This window comes from Aeromicrobium sp. CF4.19, from assembly GCF_051262555.1.
GTDB lineage: Bacteria > Actinomycetota > Actinomycetes > Propionibacteriales > Nocardioidaceae > Aeromicrobium.
In genome coordinates, this window is record NZ_JBIMEU010000005.1 from 224,425 (window position 1) to 242,565 (window position 18,141).

An 18,141-nucleotide genomic window follows, 5' to 3' on the forward strand; every position below is an offset into this window, starting at 1 on the left:
GCTCCTCAGACTGTGACGTTGACGCGGCGAAGCGGTCGGAGCGCCATCGCCATCAGGACAGCAGCGAACCACACGCCGGCAGCCACGGCGCCCGCTGCGGCCAGCGAGACGTACTCGACGAGGACTCCTGCACCGAGGATGCTGACGGCCGGCGCCAAGGTCAGCAAGGCGTTCTGCGCGCTCATCACCCGTCCGCGCAGGTCGTCCGGGATGGTCTCGATCATCACGACGCCGAAGAGCGCACCGAGGACTCCCGCGAACAGGCCGAGGATCGCCGCACCGACGAAGATCCACAGAACACTCGGCAGGGCACCGATGACACCGATGCCGACCAGCGACCCGGTCAGGGAGACGACCAGCCACGTTCGGCGACGGAGGCGAGCAGAGGCCATCGCGTAGGTCGCGGAGCCGACGAGCATCCCGGCAGCGAGGAAGGTGAGGACCAGGCCCAGGCGACCTTCCTGGCCGACCTGCGTGAAGTGCACCGGGAGGATGAGGCCCTGCAGGGCGATGAGGACCGTCGCCAGGGCGAGGTTGACGAGGGTGACCGAGAGGATCAGCGAGCTGCCTCTCGCCAGCCACACCATGCCGGCCACCATCTCCGCGGCGCTGCTGCGCGGCGAGTGGTCCGAGTCAGCCGGTGTGCGCCGGCCGACGTCCTTCGGCAGCAGGAACGTCGTCAGGGCGGCGACCAGCGCGAGCCCCGACGTGACCCACAAGGCACCCGACCCGTCGAGGAGCACGACCAAGGAGGCCGCCGCGGCCGGTCCGACCATCATGGTGACGGAGGCGACGCTCTCGCGGAGCCCGACGATCCGCTCGAAGGCCAGGCCACTGCGCCGCTGGACACCGGGCACGAGGGTCTCGCGGGCGGTGAGCCCGGGGACGTCTCCGAAGGAGGACAGGATGCCGAACAGCACGAACCACCCGAGGGACAGGTCCGACACCAGGTCCACGATGGGCAGGGCCGCGATGCCGACCGCGGAGATGAGGTCGGTGACGATCGACATCGTCCGGCGGTTGAAGCGGTCGATCAGCCCACCCATCAGGAGCCCGGCCAGCACCGCCGGCCCGGCCGTCGCGGCGGCGACGATCCCGGCGTCGAGGGCGCTGCCCGTGGTCGCCAGCACCACCAGTGGCAGCACGACTGCCGCTACTGAGTTGCCGAGGGAGGAGAAGGCGTAGGACGTGAGGTAGACGATGACGGATCGATCCATGACCCCATCCCAAACTATGACGTCGCGTCGTAGTCAAGTGGTCGGCACGGCGATCGGCTCCGCGGTGCACCAGTCATCGCTCCCGAGCTTTGCAAGACTGGGCCCAGCGACGCCGATGCTCCAGGGCGCAGCGTGACGAGACAGCGAGGCAGGCATGGCGACCTTCGCACTGATCCACGGAGGCGGTTCGACCGCCTGGGACTGGCACCCCGTGGCTCCGCTGCTCGAGCGGGCCGGCCACCAGGTGGTGGCGGTCGACCTACCGATCGAGGATGCCCGCAACGGGCTGGAGGACTACGTCCGCGTCGTGGCGGCTGCTGTCGGTGACCGCAAGGACGTCATCGTGGTCGGGCACTCCCTCGGCGGGTTCACCGCGCCGCTCGTCTGCGACGCGATCCGCACCGATGGTCTGGTCTACCTCGCCGCGATGATCCCGCTGCCCGGCGAGTCGTTCGAGGACTGGTGGTCGGCGACGGGCCACGACCGGGAGACCATCGACGAGGACGACGCCGTGTCGTTCTTCGAGGGCGTGCCCGAGCCGCTGGTGCGGGAGGCCCGCGCGCGCGAGCGTGATCAGCAGGGCGAGTGGATGTCCATGGCCTGGCCCGCCGATCGTCACCCTGCGGTCGCCACCAGAGCGATCCTCGCGGAGGATGACCGGTTCTTCCCAGCACCGTTCATGCGACGGCAGGTCCGGGACCGGCTCGGCATCGAGCCGATCGAGATCGAGGGCGGGCACTACGTGCAGCTGACGGCTCCGGGCGCCGTCGCATCGGCACTGCTCGACTTCGCTGACGAGATCGCTGCAGTCCGCAACGCCTGATCGACGTCACCCCGGGCGAAGGACGACGAGTCTCGGCGTGGCTGCGAGAATGGGGGCGTGAAGATACCCGCCGACCTCTTGCCCGTCGATGGTCGTTTCGGGTCCGGGCCGTCGAAGGTCCGACCGGAGGCGCTGGCCGCTCTCGCCGCCACCGGCACCTCGCTCATGGGCACCTCGCACCGCGCTGCGCCGGTCAAGTCGGTCGTCGGCTCGATCCGGGAGGGACTGTCGACACTCTTCGCCCTCCCCGACGGGTACGAGGTCGTGCTCGGGGTGGGCGGGACGCACGCCTTTTTCGACGCGGCCGTCTTCGGTCTCGTCGAGCGACGCAGCCAGCACCTGGTGCACGGGGAGTTCACCCGCAAGTTCGCCACCGCGGTCCAGCAGGCCCCCTTCCTCGACGCCCCCGAGCTCTTGGAGAGCGCCCCGTCGACGCATCCCCTGCCCCACGCGACCCCCGGCGTCGACGTCTACGCCTGGGCCCACAACGAGACCTCGACCGGCGTCATGGCGCCGGTCGAGCGGGTCGTCGACGCCGACCCCGGCGCCCTGGTGCTGGTGGACGCCACCTCGGCCGCCGGCGGCCTGTCGGTCGACGTCTCGCACACCGACGTCTACTACTTCGCACCCCAGAAGAGCTTTGCCTCCGACGGCGGCCTGTGGGTCGCGATCATGTCCCCCGCCGCGATCGAGCGCGCCGAGCGGATCAAGGCCTCCGGTCGGTACCTCCCCGGCTTCCTCGACCTTCCGGTGGCGATCGACAACGCCCGCAAGGACCAGACCTACAACACGCCCGCCGTCGCCACGCTGTTCCTGCTGGATGAGCAGGTGCGCTGGCTGAACGAGCGTGGGGGCCTGGGCTGGGCGGCGACGAGGACGGCGGAGTCGTCGTCGCGCCTGTACGCCTGGGCCGAGGCGTCGACGTTCGCGTCACCGTTCGTGACGGCGCCGCCGGAGCGGTCCTTCGTCGTGGGCACGGTCGACCTCGAGGAGTCCGTCCCGCAGGCCGCTGTGACGAGCATCCTGCGCGAGAACGGGGTCGTCGACGTCGACTCCTACCGGGGCCTGGGTCGCAACCAGCTGCGCGTCGGCATGTTCCCGGCCGTGGAGCCCGACGACGTCAGCGCCCTCACGGCCTGCGTCGACTGGATCGTCGAGCGGCTCTGACGCCTATCCTGCGTGCGACAGGTCAACTATCGAGGACGGCGCCGGCCATGTGGTCCTCACGGTGCTGAATGTAGGTCCGAGCGCTCTGGTGGAGGCTCTCGATCTCGACCTCACTGAGCTCACGCCGCACCTTGCCTGGGATGCCTGCCACGAGCGACCGTGGCGGCACCTGCATTCCCTCCGGCACCAGCGCACCAGCCGCGACGAGGGTCTCGTCCCCGATGACGGCCCCATTCATGATGATCGCCCCCATCCCCACGAGGACGAAGTCACCGATCGTCGCCCCATGGACCACGGCGGCATGGCCGATCGTGACACCTTCGCCGAGAAGGACCGGTTGACCTCGCTCCACGTGGAAGACGCAGTTGTCCTGCACGTTGGAGTCCTTGCCGATCGTGATCGGCTCATTGTCCCCACGCAGCACCGCGCCGTACCAGATGCTCGCTCCGGACTCGAGCGTTACGGCACCGACAATCGACGCGTTCGGCGCGACCCAGGCGTCGTCGGCGACCTTCGGAATCCTGCTCCCCAGTGAGATCTTCATGCGCCCAAACCTAGCCGCACCGGGCAGAGACATCGACAGGGATGAGGCCGGAACCACGCTCGGCGAGACTCCGAGCTCCGTCTCTCGCAGCGTCTGAGTCGTGCAGGAGCGCCCCGATGCCACGGGCACTGGAAGAGCCGCGGCCACCGGCGAGCGGGTGCGGTCCGCCCGAGAAGTCGCCTCGAAACCTCTCGTCGGCCCAGCCGCCGCAACGCGGCCCGTGTGACTCCTCTCTCATTCAACCCTTGTGACGCAAACCACAAGTGTGGTAGGACCATAGAGTCCTCTCACCGAAACTCGGAGACGCCATGCAGCGGAAAAGCCCGGCTCCACCCGTCGACACCACAGAGACCGCCGAACGTCGCAAGCTCCGAAAAGTCGGCTCGGCGAGCCTCATCGGCACCACAATCGAGTACTACGACTTCTTCGTCTACGGAACCGCCGCCGCCTTGGTGTTCCCTGTGGTCTTCTTTCCCAGCTCCAGTCCAGCGGTAGGGACGATCGCCTCCTTCGCGACGTTCGGAGTGGCGTTCTTCGCCCGCCCCGTCGGCTCGGTCGCCTTCGGACACTTCGGAGACAAGTTCGGACGCAAACGCACCTTGGTATGGACGTTGCTGATCATGGGGTTGTCGACCGTAGCCATCGGGCTCTTCCCGGGCTACGAGACAGGCGTGTTCGGCATCTTCGAGAACGGTATCGGGATCTGGGCACCGATCCTGCTCGTGGTGATGCGCTTCTTGCAGGGTCTGGCCATGGGCGGGGAATGGGCCGGCGCGACACTACTGACGGCCGAGTACGCTCGCGAAGGCCAGCGCGGACGAATGGCCGTATATCCGCAGCTCGGCCCGGCAGTAGCCTTCTTCCTGGCCAGCGGGACCTTCTTCATCGCCTCGGTGACGGTGGGCGCCACGAGTGAGGCTTTCCTCAGCCACGGGTGGCGCCTGCCGTTCCTCGCGTCGTTCCTGCTCGTGATGGTCGGCCTGTGGATCAGGTTGAGCATCGACGAGACGCCGGTCTTCAAGAACCGTCAGGCCAAGCACGAGCCCGCGCAGGTGACGTTGCCCTTCGCGGACGCGATCCGGACGCAGTGGCGACAGATCCTCATCTCAGGCATGGCCATGTCAACGCTGTTCGCGATGTTCTACATCGGCAGCACGTTCCTCACCAGCTACGGGACCACCGAGCTCGAGTTCAGCCGGACCACCATCCTTGGGTTCGGCATGATCGCCGCAGTGGTCCTGGGGATCACCACGGCTGCCGCAGCCATCCTCTCGGATCGAATCGGACGAAGGAAGGTTATCGGGGCCGCCTACGTCGTCGCATTCTTCTGGTCCCTCCTACTGTTCCCGTTGCTCGACACCGGTTCCCCCATCGCGCTGCTGATCGGATTGACGATCACACTCTCGCTCTACGGCGTCGCAAACGGGCCCGCCGGGGCGCTGCTGCCGGAGATGTTCCCTTCCCGCTACCGCTACACCGGTGCCGGCTTGAGCTACAACCTCGGAGGCATCATCGGCGGCGCCATTCCACCGATCCTGGCGGCTCAGATCGTAGCGGTCTCCTCGAGCATCTGGGTCGGTGTGCTGCTGGCCGGGCTCTCGGCTGCCAGCTTGCTCTGTGTGGTGGCTCTGCCCGAGACGAAGGACAACGATCTGAACGAGAGTCCCGCTCCCTCTGCGCATCGCGTTTGAGAGCCGTCCCAGGTCCCGACAACCCGATCGATCCGGTCGAGCTGTCGTGAGTCGCCGTGCACAAGGCACTGTCTCGGTTGGTGCGGAGCCGGCCAGCGCTGACGCCCGGTCTTCACCGAGCCGTTACCGCCCCCACCCCGTCCCCTGGGATGCTCATGACCCCGCCACCTGAAGACAGCGTCACGAACGGAGAGCCGCGCCGCCACGCGATGCTGTCGGGAGCCAAGGCAATGCTGCCGATCCTCATCGGGATCGCCCCGTTCGCAGCCGTCGCCGGCCTCGCCGGCACCCAGAACGGCCTCAGCATCGCGGAGACAGCGGCCCTTTCGCTGTTCGCCTACGCGGGCGCAGCTCAGGTCGCCGCGCTCGACCTCATCGGCGACGGCGTCGGGGCAGGCATCGTGATCGCGACAGCCCTCACCATCAATCTGCGCTTCATCGTGTATTCGGCGGCCTTGGCACCCACGTTCGCGGACGAACGCCTTCCACGACGGCTGATCGGCTCATACCTCCTGGTCGACCATGCCGTCCCTCTGACGCTGACCGAGACACACCGCAGGCCGCCACACGATCGCGTCACGTTCTACCTGGGAGCCTGCGTAGTGTTCTGGTGCACGTGGCAGACCGGCTCCCTGATCGGCTCCCTCCTGGGGTCCCTGCCCCGGATCGGTGTCGCGCAGTTCGCCGTCCCGGTCTCCTTCCTTGCCCTGCTCGCACCCCAGCTCCGCGCCTGGCCTCGGGCTTGCGCGGCCGCCGTGGGCGGTGCGGTCGCGGTGACCTGCGCCGGCTTACCCGCCAATCTGGGAATGTTGCTGGGAACGGCCACAGGGATTGCCGCCGGCGTAGCGACCGGCTGGCGCTCGGCCGACAGGGAGTACAAGCCGTGAGTACACCGACGACCTGGTTGGTCATCGTGACGATCGCGGTGGGCGGATTCGCCCTGCGGGGTGCTTTCATCCTTCTGCCGATCGTTCCCCACACAATGCCTCCACGAGTGAACCTCGTACTCGACATGGTTCCGGCGGCCGCCTTCGCTGCCCTGGTAGCTCCGGCCATCCTGCTCGACGACGGGGTCATGGCGCCCCTGTCACCTGCGACGCTGGCGGGAGCAATCACGATCATCGTCTCGCTGCGCTGGGGGAGCATGGCGCTCAGCATCGCTTGCGGACTGAGCGCCTATGCATGTCTCGACCTCGTCCTCTGACACGCACAGCATCGAGGACCGACCCGCGGCACGTGCACTTCAGCGGGGCTCCGATCCTGCTGCTGGCCTCAGCCCCACCCGATTTCGTCGAAGCCGGCGGCACGATAGAAGTCGCGGATGTGGGCCGTGACGAGTTTGGTCGCACTCGACCCCTCGCCGGCATCGATAGCTTCGACGATGGCGGCGTGTTCGTCGGTCAAGGTCTTCATCGTCCTCGCGGGATCCTCGAGGCTCTCGAAGGCGTCGACCATCGCCTGTCGAAGGGCCTCTCGCAGCGCGGCCATGAGCGCCGCCGCCAGCGCATTGCCCGAGGACCGCACGATCGCGACATGGAAGGCGGCGTCAAGATCGTTGTACGACGCGGTGGTGTGGACACCTCTCATCTCTTCGACCACGGCCCGCAAAGACTCGACATCCTCGGTCGTGGCGCTCTCGGCCGCCTTGCCGGCCGCCATGCCCTCGATGAGCAGTCGGACCTCCACGAGGTTCGCCACTGTGAAAGATGCCAGTCTCAGGTGAATGCGCAAGACCATCGCCATACCGGTGATGCTGTCGTTGACGATCATCGATCCCGACGTCGGTCCGGAGCCGGTGCCGGCCTCGACGACGCCGATCGCCTCCAGGATTCTCAGCGCCTCCCGCACGGCACCACGACTCACGCCGAGGGCCTCGGCGAACTGACGCTCGGGCGGAAGGCGATCCCCTGCCTTCAAGGTTCCCGCGAGCAGGCGTTCCTCGATCTCGGCCACGACCTGTTCGTGCGTGCGCATCCGAGGAAGGGGTCTCCACTGCAGCTGAGCGTCCTCCGACACGCTGGCACCTCCCCCTCTGACGACGACCTCGCGAGGTCCGATCGTATCGGCTTCGGGTCGAGGGCTTCGTACACAGGGCGCGATTCGGCGGACGGGCTGCGAGAAGCGACTGCAGCTGCTGCATCCGGCACCCCTCAGACCGAGCCGCGGGTGCGCCGACGACGGACAGGGCTCGTCCTCACTCCTGAACGCCCCAGGCACATCGGCCGGCGTCAGAACACCGGCGTCTCCTGGTAGCTGCCGAAGACATCTCGCAGCGCACCGGTGATCTCCCCCATCGACAGGTGCGCCCGAACAGCCTCGATGGTGGCCGGCATCAGGTTCGCCTCGTCGTCGCGAGCCACGGCGAGCAGGCTCTCCAGCGCCGCCTCGGCACGCTGCGGATCGCGGTCGGCGCGCACCTGCTTGAGCCGGCGGATCTGGCGTGCCTCGGACTCCGGGTCCAGCTTGTGGACCTCGATCTTCTGGTCCTCCTGCTCGTCGACGTACTTGTTGACGCCGATCACCGGTCGATCACCACTTGCCTTGCGTTGGGCGAAGTCGTAGGCGCTGTCCGAGATCTCCCTCTGGAAGAAGCCTTGTTCGATCGCCGGCACCACACCGCCCATGGCCTCGACCTTGTCCATGTACTCCTGGATACCCTGCTCGATCTCGTCAGTGAGGGCCTCCACGTAGTAGGACCCGCCGATCGGATCGATCACGTCGGGGACGTTGGTCTCGTCAGCGATGATCTGCTGGGTGCGCAGAGCCAGCTTCATCGCCGTCTCCGACGGGATCGTGTAAGCCTCGTCGAGACCGTTGGTGTGGATCGACTGCGCGCCACCGAGCACGGCGGACAGAGCCTGCAACGTTGTACGGACGATGTTCACCATCGGCTGCGGCTTGGTGAGCGTTGCGGCTGCGGTCTGGGCGTGAAAGCGCAGTCGCATGGAGTTCGCTTCCTGTGCACCGAAGTGTTCCTTCATCATCTTCGCGTAGTACCGGCGAACGGCCCGAAACTTGGCGACCTCCTCGAAGAGGTCAGCCTGAGAGACGAAGAAGAACGACAACCGCGAGGCGAACGTGTCGACGTCGACGCCCGCGTTCACCACGTCCTCGACGTAGGCCTTCGTGATCGCCATCGTGAAGGCGACCTCCTGCAAGGCGTTGCCGCCAGCCTCGCTGATGTGGTATCCGCTGATGTTGACCGGGTTGTATCGAGCCATGTGCTCGGCCCCGAAGGCGATGCAGTCGCGGACGATGCGCATGCTCGGACGTACCGGGAAGATCCATTCCTTCTGCGCGACGTACTCCTTGAGGATGTCGTTCTGGATCGTGCCGGACAGCTTGTCGAGATCGTAGCCCCGGTCCTCTGCAACGGCGACGTACATCGCGAGCAGGATCCAGGCCGACGGGTTGATCGTCATCGACACCGAGATCTTCTCCAGGTCGATGCTGTCGAACAGTGCTGCCATGTCCGGCAGCGTGTCCACCGCCACGCCTTCTCGACCGACCTCGCCGAGACTCATTTCGTCGTCGCTGTCCAGGCCCATGAGCGTGGGCATGTCGAAGTCCACCGACAGCCCGGTCTGACCCTGGGCGATCAAGTACTGGAAGCGCTTGTTGGTCTCCTCCGCCTGGCCGAAGCCGGCGATCTGCCGCATCGTCCACTTCCGCCCTCGGTACATCGTGGGGTAAGGACCGCGGGTGTAGGGGTAGCGGCCGGGAAGCCCGACCTCCTCCCAGCTCTCGGGGAGATCCTGCGGCCCATAGACCCGCTTGACCGGGCGGCCAGCCCCGGTGACGTAGTTCTCCCTGGACTCCGGAGCCCGGCGGAGGAAGTCCGCCAGCTCGTGATCTTCCCAGTCCTCGGTCTCTGCCGCGGCACGTGCCCGCAGAGCGTCGGCAGCGAGGCGCAGCTCGTCGGGAGTCGTCTTGGCGTCGTCGGTCATGATGTCCTTCTTCCGTTGATGTCTGCGGGGTCTACGGCCATGGCTGTCAGCAACCGGGCAGCGGCTTCACGTGGTTCGTCCTCACGGGCAATGAGCGCCTCGACGGCATCGTCGAAACCGCCGTGGCCCGACCGGAGCTTGTCGGCCACGAGAGCCTCTGCCGCCCAGCGGATCCGGGTGGCCGCGTTACGCCGCTCCACCTCACCGAGGCCGTCCCCTCGGGCCATCCAGGCCTGGTGCTCAGCCGCTGTATCGAGGAGCTCGGGCACTCCCTCGCCCGTGGCTGCAGCAGCCTTCAAGATCGGCACGTTCCACTGATGTGGGGCGCGTGGGGTCAGCCGAAGCGACTCGCGCAGCTGTCTGACCGTGAGATCGGCACCAGGACGGTCTGCCTTGTTGACCACATGGACGTCGGCGATCTCGATCAGTCCGGCCTTGATCGCCTGGATCTCATCTCCGAGGCCGGGAACGCTGATCACCAGCACGGTGTGGGCCACGCTGATGATGTCGACTTCCGCCTGACCGACTCCAACAGTCTCGAGAATCACGACGTCGAAGCCGGCCGCGTCGAGCAGGACGATGCCATCGAGCACGGCACGCGAGAGACCACCCGTGGCGCCCCTCGAAGCCATCGAGCGGATGTAGACGTCGTCTCGTCCGGCAAGCTCGGTCATGCGGATGCGGTCCCCCAGGATCGCTCCTCCGGAGTAGGCACTGGAAGGGTCGACCGCCAGGATGGCAACCCGCTTTCCTCGCGCTACGTACTCCTGGGCCATGACGGAGACCAAGGTGCTCTTGCCGCTGCCCGCCGGCCCGGTGATCCCGACGACGTGGGCCCGACCGCTGTCCTTCCAGATCTCGGCCAGCAGCTCCGTTGCCGCATCCGATCTGCTCTCGACGAGGGTCAGGCCTCGCGCGAGTGATACCTGTGAGCCGGCGCGAATGCGTTCGGCCAGCTCCACCAAGGGCGCGTTCGACCCTGTCGGACTCACGCCGACGTCCCCCTCTCGAGCGACTCGAACAACTGCCGATCGTCGATCACCCGCCGCGCCTTGAAGTCGGTGCGGTCGAAGGTATTCGGTTCGACCGGAACGATCTTGGCGCCGATCCCCAGAACCGTGCGCAATCCTTCGCCGACCTGCTCGACCCACACGTCCCGTGCCACCGTCGCGCCTTCGGCGTCGAACTCGACCTGTACGAGCAGCTCGTCCATCGAGCCCTGTCGACTGATCACCACACGGTGCTCACCGCCGTAGCCCTGGGCTCGCATGACGACGTCATCGATGGCACTCGGATGCACATTCTCACCGCGGATCTGGAACATGTCGTCGATGCGGCCGTAGATGCCCTTGGGCAGGAAGGGGTAGGTGCGACCACGAGAGGCATCGGGCGCCTCCCATCGCGTGAGGTCGTTGGACAACAACCGGATCATCGGTTGCGACGTTCGCTCCAACGTCGTGTAGACCGGGGTGCCCTCGCTGCCGTAGGAGACGCGCTTCATCGTGGCCGGATCGCACACCTCGGTGTAGACCAGGTCCTGCCACGCGAACATCCCGGGGCCGTTCTCCGCTGCACCGAGAGACATCCATGGCGCGACCTCGCCCATGCTGCCTGAATCGAAGACCTCGGCGTCGAACGCATCGATGATGCGCTCCCGGATGGCGGGCACGCTGGCTCCGGGCTCGCCTGAGAAGAACATCTTGCGCAGCGCCAAGCTGCGCGGATCGATGTCGTTCTCTCGTGCGACCTCAGCGAGCCTCAGGGCGTAGGAAGGCGTTCCGTAGAACACCGTGACGTGCATCTGACGCATCCACTGCAGCGTCCGCAAGCTCTGGCCCTGCACCCCTGCTCCAAAGGGAAACACCGCTGCGCCGAGTCTCTCGGCCCCGATGTAGGCGCCCCACGAACCCCAGTACTGAGTGAGCGGTGACCCAATCAGGACGACATCGTCGGGCCGGACACCCATGGCCCACATGACTCGGGCATGGGCGTTGGCGATCGCGACCCAGTCCTGCTGGGATATTCCGAACGCCGTGGGGCGCCCTGTGGTTCCGGACGTCCCCTTGATGTGAGTGACCTCGATCGGGTCGACGCACAGGTAGCTGCCATACGGCTCGTTGGCAGCCTGGTCCGCCCGGAGCTCCTCCTTGCGGACAACAGGAACGCTCTCGAACGCCTCCAGTGACGTGATGTCGCCAACCTCCAGGCCGGCATCGGACCATGCACGACGGTAGAACGGCGACCTGTCCCACGCATAGGCCATCAGCTGCTGGATCCGCTGCAAGATCGCCTCGTCGCGCTGCTCGGGGTCCATGGTCTCGCGGACCGGGAACCAGTGTTGCTGCTCGGGCGAGGGTCGGTACCCGGCGTCATAGCGCGGGGGCCATGCCCACGACTCAAGCTCGAGCATCAGGAGCTCGCCTCCACGGGGGCAGCCGCCTTGATGGTCTCGACGATCTTGTCCGGCGGAGTGTCCTGACCGAGAACGGCTGCGACGCCCAAAGTCTGCAGCTCGATCTCGTCCTCGTCGGGCATCACCCCGCCGGCCACGATCGTGAAGCGGGGCCGCTCCTCCATCCCGTCGAGAATCTCGAAGATCTTGGTGAAGATCGGCATGTGCGCACCAGACAACAAGCTGACACCGAGGACGTCGACGTCTTCCTGCGCAGCGGCCTCGATCACCTGAGCGGGGCTGCGATGCAGACCGGTGTAGATGACCTCCATGCCCGCATCTCTGAGGGTGCGCGCGACGACCTTCACGCCACGGTCATGTCCGTCGAGCCCGATCTTGGCAAGCATGACGCGCAGGGGCAGCGCCGGTGGTTCGTTCATGTGTGTACCCATTCCTGGAGTGACCAAACTGTGGTTCTACCATAGGCTGACTCGTGTGACCTACGCAACGGCGAAGCAGTTCTACGTGGTCGTCATCGACAGCAGTCGCTGAGTGAGGAGAGGACTGACAGTGAACGTGCCCGGCGATCCAGTGCCCACACCCGTGACCGGGCCGTCCTTGAACATCGAGCGCGGCCTGGCCACGATCACGATGCGCAGGCCGGCGATGATCAACGTGTTCGGACCTGAGGAGATCTCCTCGGTGACCACGAGCCTTCGACATGCCGTGGCCGATCCCTCCGTCTCGACGATCCTGATCCGCGGGGAGGGAGATCGCGGTTTCTGCGCAGGCGGCGACATCAAACACGTCCGCTCCTTGATCGTCGCAGGCGAGCTGCACCAGCTCGCCGACTTCTGGTCCGCGGAGTACCGGCTCAACCATCTCCTGAGCACGTGCCCCAAGCCGCTGGTCACCATCGCCCACGGTCTGACGCTCGGGGGAGGCGTGGGCTTGGCGGCGCACGCCGCGCACCGCGTCGTCACAGACTCGACACAGATGGGCATGCCCGAAGCTCTGATCGGACTCTCGCCCGACGCAGGTGGGCTGTGGCTGTACTCCAGGGCCCCGAAGCGTGCCGGGGCGTTTGCCGCCCTCTCTGCTGCGCACCTCAGTGCCGGTGACGCGCTCTACATGGGACTCGCCGACCACTACGTGCGCGATGATCAGATCGACGAGCTCGTGGAGCGACTGCACCGCTTCCCAGCCACCGAGGCGCTCGCTGCTCTCCAGACTCGGTCGTCCTCGTGGGTCGCCGACCACGCGGACGCCATCGACACGGTGTGTGGGGCGGGTTCCCTTGCCGAGATGATCGAGTCGGCAGAGGTGATGACGGCCGGATCCAGCGAGAGCCCGGAGATCCACGCCGTCGCGCAGGCGCTACTCGACGGCATGTCCAGTGGATCCCCGACGGCCCTGCACGTCACCCATGAGGGCCTCCGGCGGGCGGAGGTCATGAGTCTGGAGCAGTGCTTGGAGCAAGATCTGCGGGTCGGCCTGCACTGCGCCCGGCACCCCGACCTCATAGAGGGGATCCGCGCCCGCGTCGTGGACAAGGACCGTGCTCCTGCTTGGCATCCATCGACCGTGGCCGACGTCTCCGCGGCCGACGTCGACGGCTACTTCGAGCCGATCACGCCTACCCTGCAGCTGGACTCCTGGTAGGCCACAGGACACCCCTCGCATGCGGCCCCTCCCTGAAGGCCGGCCCGCTCAGGTGAGCAGGCGCGAGATCGGGTCGATGGCGAAGTAGACGACGAACAGCACCGCCACGACCCACATGAGCGGGTGCACCGCACGGATCCGGCCCTTGACGACCTTGAGCAGCACGAAGGCCACGAAGCCCGCGCCGATGCCGGCCGCGATGGAGTACGTGAAGGGCATGATCACGATCGTCAGGAAGGCGGGGATGGCGATCTCGGCGTCGTTCCAGTCGATGCCCGTGACCTGCGACATCATCAGGAAGCCGACGAGCACCAGGGCCGGCACGGCGGCCTCGTTGGGGATGTGGGTGACGACCGGCGTCAGGAAGGTGGCGGCGAGGAACAGCACACCCGTGACGATGCTCGCCAGACCCGTGCGGGCACCGTCGCCGACGCCCGAGGCGGACTCGATGTAGGACGTGTTGCTCGAGACGCCCGCTGCCCCACCGACGGCCGCACCGATGGAGTCGACGATGAGGATGCGCTGCGCGCCCTCGGGCGTGCCGTCCTCGTCATTGAGGCCGGCCTCGGCGCCGATCGCCGTCATCGTGCCCATCGTGTCGAAGAAGTCGGCCAGCAGGATGCTGAACACCAGCAGTGACACGGCGACGACGCCGATCCGCTCGACGGACCCGAACAGGTTGAACTCACCCAGCAGCGAGAGGTCCGGCACCTCCACGATCGCGTCCGGCCACGAGGGCACGTTGAGGTTCCAGCCGCGGGAGGTCGGGTCTCCCCCGCTCGGAGCGGTGTCGGTGATCGCCTGCACGACGCCCGCGAGCACCGTGGTGGCGGCGATGCCGATGAGGATCGCCCCCGGCACACCGCGCGTGTAGAGCGCGATCATCAGCAGCAGACCGAGGCAGAACACCAGCACCGGCCAGCCCGCAAGAGTGCCCTCGATGCCCAGGCCGATCGGTGGAGCGGGGTTGCCGGTCGTCCGCACGAAGCCCGCGTCGACGAGACCGATCAGCGTGATGAACAGGCCGATGCCCACGGCGATCGCGGTCTTGAGCTCGCGCGGCACCGCGTCGAAGACCGCCTTGCGGAACCCGGTCAGCACCAGGACCAGGATGATGATGCCCTCCAGCACGACCAGGCCCATCGCGTCGGCCCAGGTCATCTGCGTCGCCACGGAGTACGCGACGAAGGCGTTCAGGCCGAGCCCGGTGGCCATGGCGAGCGGGAAGTTGGCCAGGGTGCCCATCAGGATGCACAGGACGCCGGCGACGAGGGCCGTGCAGGCCGCGATCGTGGCGAAGCCGGACCCCGGCTCGCTGCCGCCCCCGAGGTACTGACCCTCGGCGTCGGGGACGCCGGACAGGATGATCGGGTTCAGCACGATGATGTAGGCCATCGTCAGGAAGGTGACGACGCCACCGCGCACCTCCCGTCCGACGTTCGAGCCCCGGTCGGAGATGCGGAAGTAGGTGTCGATGGCACTGGACATGGCACGGAGCATGCCAGAGCCCCGGCGGGCGCCGGCGGGGACCCGGCCCCCGTCACGAGGTCTTAACGCCGACGACGCCGGCGACGCGGGCGCCGCACCATCCACCAGGAGACGAGCGCGAGCCCGCCGACGGCCAGCATCCCCAGCACGGGAGTCAGCCAGTGCCGTCCGATCGGGGAGCCCAGGGTGCCTGCGGTCGAGGCCTCCTCGGCGCTCGACCCGTCCGCCGGTGAGAGGTCGAGCGGCACCCGCCACAGCTGGGAGGACTCGCCCTCGCTCCCGACGACCAAGGAGTCACCCGAGGGAGCCACGGCAAGCGACTCGCCCTGCGGCTGCTCGGGCAGGACCACCGTCCCTCGCACCTCGCCGGAGTCCGGGTCCAGGACGTGCGCCTCGCCGTAGTTGCGGACCACGACGTGGCGGCCGTCCGGCGTCCAGGCAGCGTCGGTCGCGAGCGACAACGTCGAGAGGTCGGTCTGCTCGGCCGTGCTCACGCCGTCGGGGTCGAGCGTCGCCGGCAGGGCCAGCACCTCCCCGGCCAGCACCTGCTTGGCCACCAGGAGCATCCGCCCGGACTGCGGGTCGATCGCGAGGGACTCGATGTCACGGGGACCGTCCGGGTAGGCGATGCGGTGCCGCACGGCCTCGGTCGACCCGTCACCCCGGCCCGGCTCGGCCAGGGACCACAGGGCTGTGTCGTCGCGAGCACCGGCGTTGTTCCCCGTGTCCGCCACCCACAGGGCCCCGTCGTGCAGCGCGAGCGCCTCGGTGTCCTGCCAGTCGGCCCCCACCACGGTGGTGACGCCCACGACGTCACCCGTGGACAGCTCGATCGCGAAGACGGTGTCGGCGTTGCCCGAGTCGTTGATCGTGTAGGCGAGGTCGGGGTCCTCCTCGCTGATGGCCAACCCGCTGGACTCGGTGATCCGCGGGTCGTCGATGGCGCCGAGCCGCTCACCCGTCGGTGGCGCGTCGGCGGCCTCGGCGCCACGCATGAAGGACACGACGAGGACGATGAGGATCAGCACGACGAGCAGACCGGGGATCAGCAGGCGGCGACGGCGGGGATTCATCGGCTCCATCCTCCCAGCCGAGCGCCGGTGCCGCCGCTCCACGTGCCCGGGGGCCTTTCCCGACCGGTAGGCTGGCCGACGTGAGCGAGGACGACTGGGCCGTCCACGACAGTGACGGTCCCGAGACGATCGAGCGCAAGCTCGGTCACCGTGAGCGCGCCCGGCTCGAGCGAGCGGCCCGCCGCCACGAGCTGGGCCATCCCGACGTCGACGAGTTCGAGATCGGCAACACCACCCACCGGGTGGCGGCCGTGGAGCCGATGGACGTCGACGGCGTGCGCACCATGACGGTCGGCACGATCATCTGGGGCGTCATCGCCGTCGCCCTCGTCCCGTTCCTGGGCACGCTGGAGTCCGACGGACGGACGTGGTGGATGTGGGCGGCGCTCGCCGGCTTCGGCCTGGGACTCATCGGCATCGAGTACTGCCGGCGTCGGCGCAACGCGCTGAATCACCAACCCGGGCGCCGTCGGATCGAGTGATCAGGCGACCGGGGCGGACTCGTCCGCCCGGCGCTCCTCCTCGCTCCTGACGGTGGTGCGCAGCGGCACCTCCTTGATCAGCAGCGACGCCACGATGCTGATGAGCGCCACGCCGGCCGCGACCGCGAAGATCGTCCCCGTCGCGTCGCCGTAGGCGGCCCGGACCACCTCGGCCACCGGCGCCGGCAGGGCGTCCACGTCCAGCAGGGACCCGCCCCCGGACGATGCGCCGGACGTCTGCAGACGACTGGTGACGTCGTCACGCACCTGTGCGGCGAGGATGGCACCGAGCACCGAGACGCCGATGGTGCCACCGAGCGAGCGGAAGAACATCACGCTGGAGCTGGCCGCCCCGACCTGGGAGACGCCCACCGTGTTCTGGACGGCGAGCACGTAGTTCTGCAGGAGCATGCCCATGCCGAGCCCCATCAGGACCATGAAGATCATGGTGTGCCACTCCGGGGTGGAGTGATCCACCGTCGCGAGGAGTCCGAGTCCGAGGACCAGCAGGACCGAGCCGGTGACCAGGAAGGGCTTCAGGCGCCCTGTGCGGGTGATGAGCTGGCCCGAGCCGACCGTGCCGACCAGCGAGCCGAGCATCAGCGGCATCCCGAGCAACCCGGCCGTGGTGGGGCTGTGACCACCCGCGACCTGGAAGTACTGCCCGAGGAAGACCGATCCGCCGAACATCGCGATGCCGACGGCCATGCTGCCGGTGATGGCCAGCGCCGTGGTGCGAGCGGTGATGACCGAGATCGGGACCATCGGCTCGGGGTGGCGCACCTCCACGCGCACGGCCGTCACGCCGAGCACGAGAGTCGCGCCCAGGAACACGGCGGTCTGCCAGGACAGCCACGGGTAGGCGTCGCCGGCGAAGGTCACCCACAGCAGCGGCAGGGAGGCGGCGGTGCTGATGAGCAGGGCGCCCCACACGTCGAGCTGGACGCGTCGGCGCACCGTCGCGAGGTGCAGGGTGCGCTGCAGGATGACGAGCGCCAGGACGGCGAGCGGGACGCAGACGAAGAAGCACCAGCGCCAGCCCAGGGAGTCGACGATGACGCCGCCGATGAGGGGTCCGCTGACCGTGGCGACGGCCATCGTGCCACCGAGGTAGCCGCTGTACCGGCCGCGCTGGCGCGGGGGAATGATCGAGCCGATGATGGCGATCGCCGTCGAGGTGAGCCCGCCCATCGCCAGGCCCTGCACGACACGCATCGCGATGAGCTGCGGCACGTCCTGCGCGAGCCCCGCGAGCACCGAACCGATGACGAACAGCACCAGCGCCACCTGGATGAGCAGCTTCTTGCTCATCAGGTCCGCGAGCTTGCCCCACACCGGCGTGGAGACGGTCATCGCGAGCAACGAGGCGGTGACCACCCACGTGTACTGGGTCTGCGAGCCCTGCAGGTCGGCGATGATCGTGGGCAGGGCGTTTGCGACGATCGTCGTGCTGATGAGGGCGGTGAACATGCCGGCGAGCAGGCCGACGAGGATCCGCAGGATCTCGCGGTGGCTCAGCTCACGGTCGGGAGACGCATCGTCGGAGCGCGCGCCACCCTCCGTCGCCGTCTCCTCGACGAACGTCTGGACCCGATCAGCACTGTTGTTTCGTTGCACCTTGCAACCATACGGGCATGGGAGCGCAGCCCCAACCC

The 18,141-nt window shown here is 67.7% G+C and carries 17 protein-coding genes; 7 read left to right on the top strand and 10 right to left on the bottom strand.

The features are described 5' to 3' along the window. Positions 1-5: 5 nt before the first annotated feature. A complete protein-coding gene (locus ACHAAC_RS12775) occupies positions 6-1,217 on the bottom strand; it encodes an MFS transporter (RefSeq protein ID WP_435716649.1) in 1,212 nt (403 codons plus the stop codon). Positions 1,218-1,371: 154 nt separating this feature from the next. On the opposite strand from ACHAAC_RS12775, the gene ACHAAC_RS12780 reads away from it, so the two are divergent. Further along, positions 1,372-2,040, top strand: coding sequence for an alpha/beta fold hydrolase (locus ACHAAC_RS12780; protein ID WP_435716651.1), 669 nt, complete (start codon positions 1,372-1,374; stop codon positions 2,038-2,040). A gap of 57 nt (positions 2,041-2,097) precedes the next feature. Next, positions 2,098-3,207: a phosphoserine transaminase gene (serC, locus tag ACHAAC_RS12785; RefSeq protein WP_435716652.1), complete on the top strand. Its 1,110-nt coding sequence runs from the start codon at positions 2,098-2,100 to the stop codon at positions 3,205-3,207. Between the two features lie 22 nt (positions 3,208-3,229). On the opposite strand, the gene ACHAAC_RS12790 is transcribed toward serC, so the two are convergent. Continuing rightward, a complete protein-coding gene (locus tag ACHAAC_RS12790; RefSeq protein ID WP_435716653.1) occupies positions 3,230-3,751 on the bottom strand; it encodes a gamma carbonic anhydrase family protein in 522 nt (173 codons plus the stop codon). A 308-nt stretch (positions 3,752-4,059) separates the two neighbouring features. On the opposite strand from ACHAAC_RS12790, the gene ACHAAC_RS12795 reads away from it, so the two are divergent. The 3 genes from ACHAAC_RS12795 (at position 4,060) to ACHAAC_RS12805 (ending at position 6,646) form a co-directional block, all read left to right on the top strand. After that, positions 4,060-5,442, top strand: a complete 1,383-nt coding sequence (locus ACHAAC_RS12795) for an MFS transporter (protein ID WP_435716655.1) — start codon at positions 4,060-4,062, stop codon at positions 5,440-5,442. A 155-nt stretch (positions 5,443-5,597) separates the two neighbouring features. Beyond that, a complete protein-coding gene (locus ACHAAC_RS12800; RefSeq protein WP_435716657.1) occupies positions 5,598-6,329 on the top strand; it encodes an AzlC family ABC transporter permease in 732 nt (243 codons plus the stop codon). Further along, the gene (locus tag ACHAAC_RS12805) at positions 6,326-6,646 is read left to right on the top strand and encodes an AzlD domain-containing protein (RefSeq protein ID WP_435716659.1); all 321 of its coding nucleotides are present in this window, start codon (positions 6,326-6,328) and stop codon (positions 6,644-6,646) included. Before ACHAAC_RS12800 ends, ACHAAC_RS12805 begins: the two co-directional genes overlap by 4 nt. A gap of 68 nt (positions 6,647-6,714) precedes the next feature. Here ACHAAC_RS12805 and ACHAAC_RS12810 read toward each other — a convergent pair whose 3' ends face one another. The 5 genes from ACHAAC_RS12810 to ACHAAC_RS12830 form a co-directional block, all read right to left on the bottom strand. Next, complete coding sequence (locus ACHAAC_RS12810; protein WP_435716660.1) at positions 6,715-7,395, bottom strand: FadR/GntR family transcriptional regulator; 681 nt, start codon at positions 7,393-7,395, stop codon at positions 6,715-6,717. A gap of 275 nt (positions 7,396-7,670) precedes the next feature. Then, entirely contained in the window at positions 7,671-9,389 is a 1,719-nt protein-coding gene (locus tag ACHAAC_RS12815) for a methylmalonyl-CoA mutase family protein (RefSeq protein ID WP_435716662.1), read from the bottom strand. Further along, positions 9,386-10,351, bottom strand: a complete 966-nt coding sequence (gene meaB, locus ACHAAC_RS12820; protein ID WP_435716664.1) for a methylmalonyl Co-A mutase-associated GTPase MeaB — start codon at positions 10,349-10,351, stop codon at positions 9,386-9,388. Before meaB ends, ACHAAC_RS12815 begins: the two co-directional genes overlap by 4 nt. Positions 10,352-10,377: 26 nt before the next feature. After that, positions 10,378-11,799, bottom strand: coding sequence for a phenylacetate--CoA ligase family protein (locus ACHAAC_RS12825; protein WP_435716665.1), 1,422 nt, complete (start codon positions 11,797-11,799; stop codon positions 10,378-10,380). Continuing rightward, positions 11,799-12,221: a cobalamin-dependent protein gene (locus ACHAAC_RS12830; protein ID WP_435716667.1), complete on the bottom strand. Its 423-nt coding sequence runs from the start codon at positions 12,219-12,221 to the stop codon at positions 11,799-11,801. Before ACHAAC_RS12830 ends, ACHAAC_RS12825 begins: the two co-directional genes overlap by 1 nt. A gap of 136 nt (positions 12,222-12,357) precedes the next feature. Between ACHAAC_RS12830 and ACHAAC_RS12835 the strand changes: the two genes are divergently transcribed. Further along, the gene (locus tag ACHAAC_RS12835; protein ID WP_435716669.1) at positions 12,358-13,443 is read left to right on the top strand and encodes an enoyl-CoA hydratase/isomerase family protein; all 1,086 of its coding nucleotides are present in this window, start codon (positions 12,358-12,360) and stop codon (positions 13,441-13,443) included. Between the two features lie 48 nt (positions 13,444-13,491). Here ACHAAC_RS12835 and ACHAAC_RS12840 read toward each other — a convergent pair whose 3' ends face one another. Next, positions 13,492-14,931 (bottom strand): NCS2 family permease, encoded by a 1,440-nt coding sequence (locus ACHAAC_RS12840; protein ID WP_435716671.1) that lies wholly within the window; start codon positions 14,929-14,931, stop codon positions 13,492-13,494. Positions 14,932-14,993: 62 nt separating this feature from the next. Next, the gene (locus tag ACHAAC_RS12845; protein ID WP_435716672.1) at positions 14,994-16,004 is read right to left on the bottom strand and encodes a hypothetical protein; all 1,011 of its coding nucleotides are present in this window, start codon (positions 16,002-16,004) and stop codon (positions 14,994-14,996) included. Between the two features lie 80 nt (positions 16,005-16,084). On the opposite strand from ACHAAC_RS12845, the gene ACHAAC_RS12850 reads away from it, so the two are divergent. Continuing rightward, positions 16,085-16,486 (top strand): hypothetical protein, encoded by a 402-nt coding sequence (locus ACHAAC_RS12850; protein WP_435716673.1) that lies wholly within the window; start codon positions 16,085-16,087, stop codon positions 16,484-16,486. Here ACHAAC_RS12850 and ACHAAC_RS12855 read toward each other — a convergent pair whose 3' ends face one another. Further along, the gene (locus ACHAAC_RS12855) at positions 16,487-18,103 is read right to left on the bottom strand and encodes an MDR family MFS transporter (RefSeq protein ID WP_435716674.1); all 1,617 of its coding nucleotides are present in this window, start codon (positions 18,101-18,103) and stop codon (positions 16,487-16,489) included. Positions 18,104-18,141 lie beyond the last annotated feature (38 nt).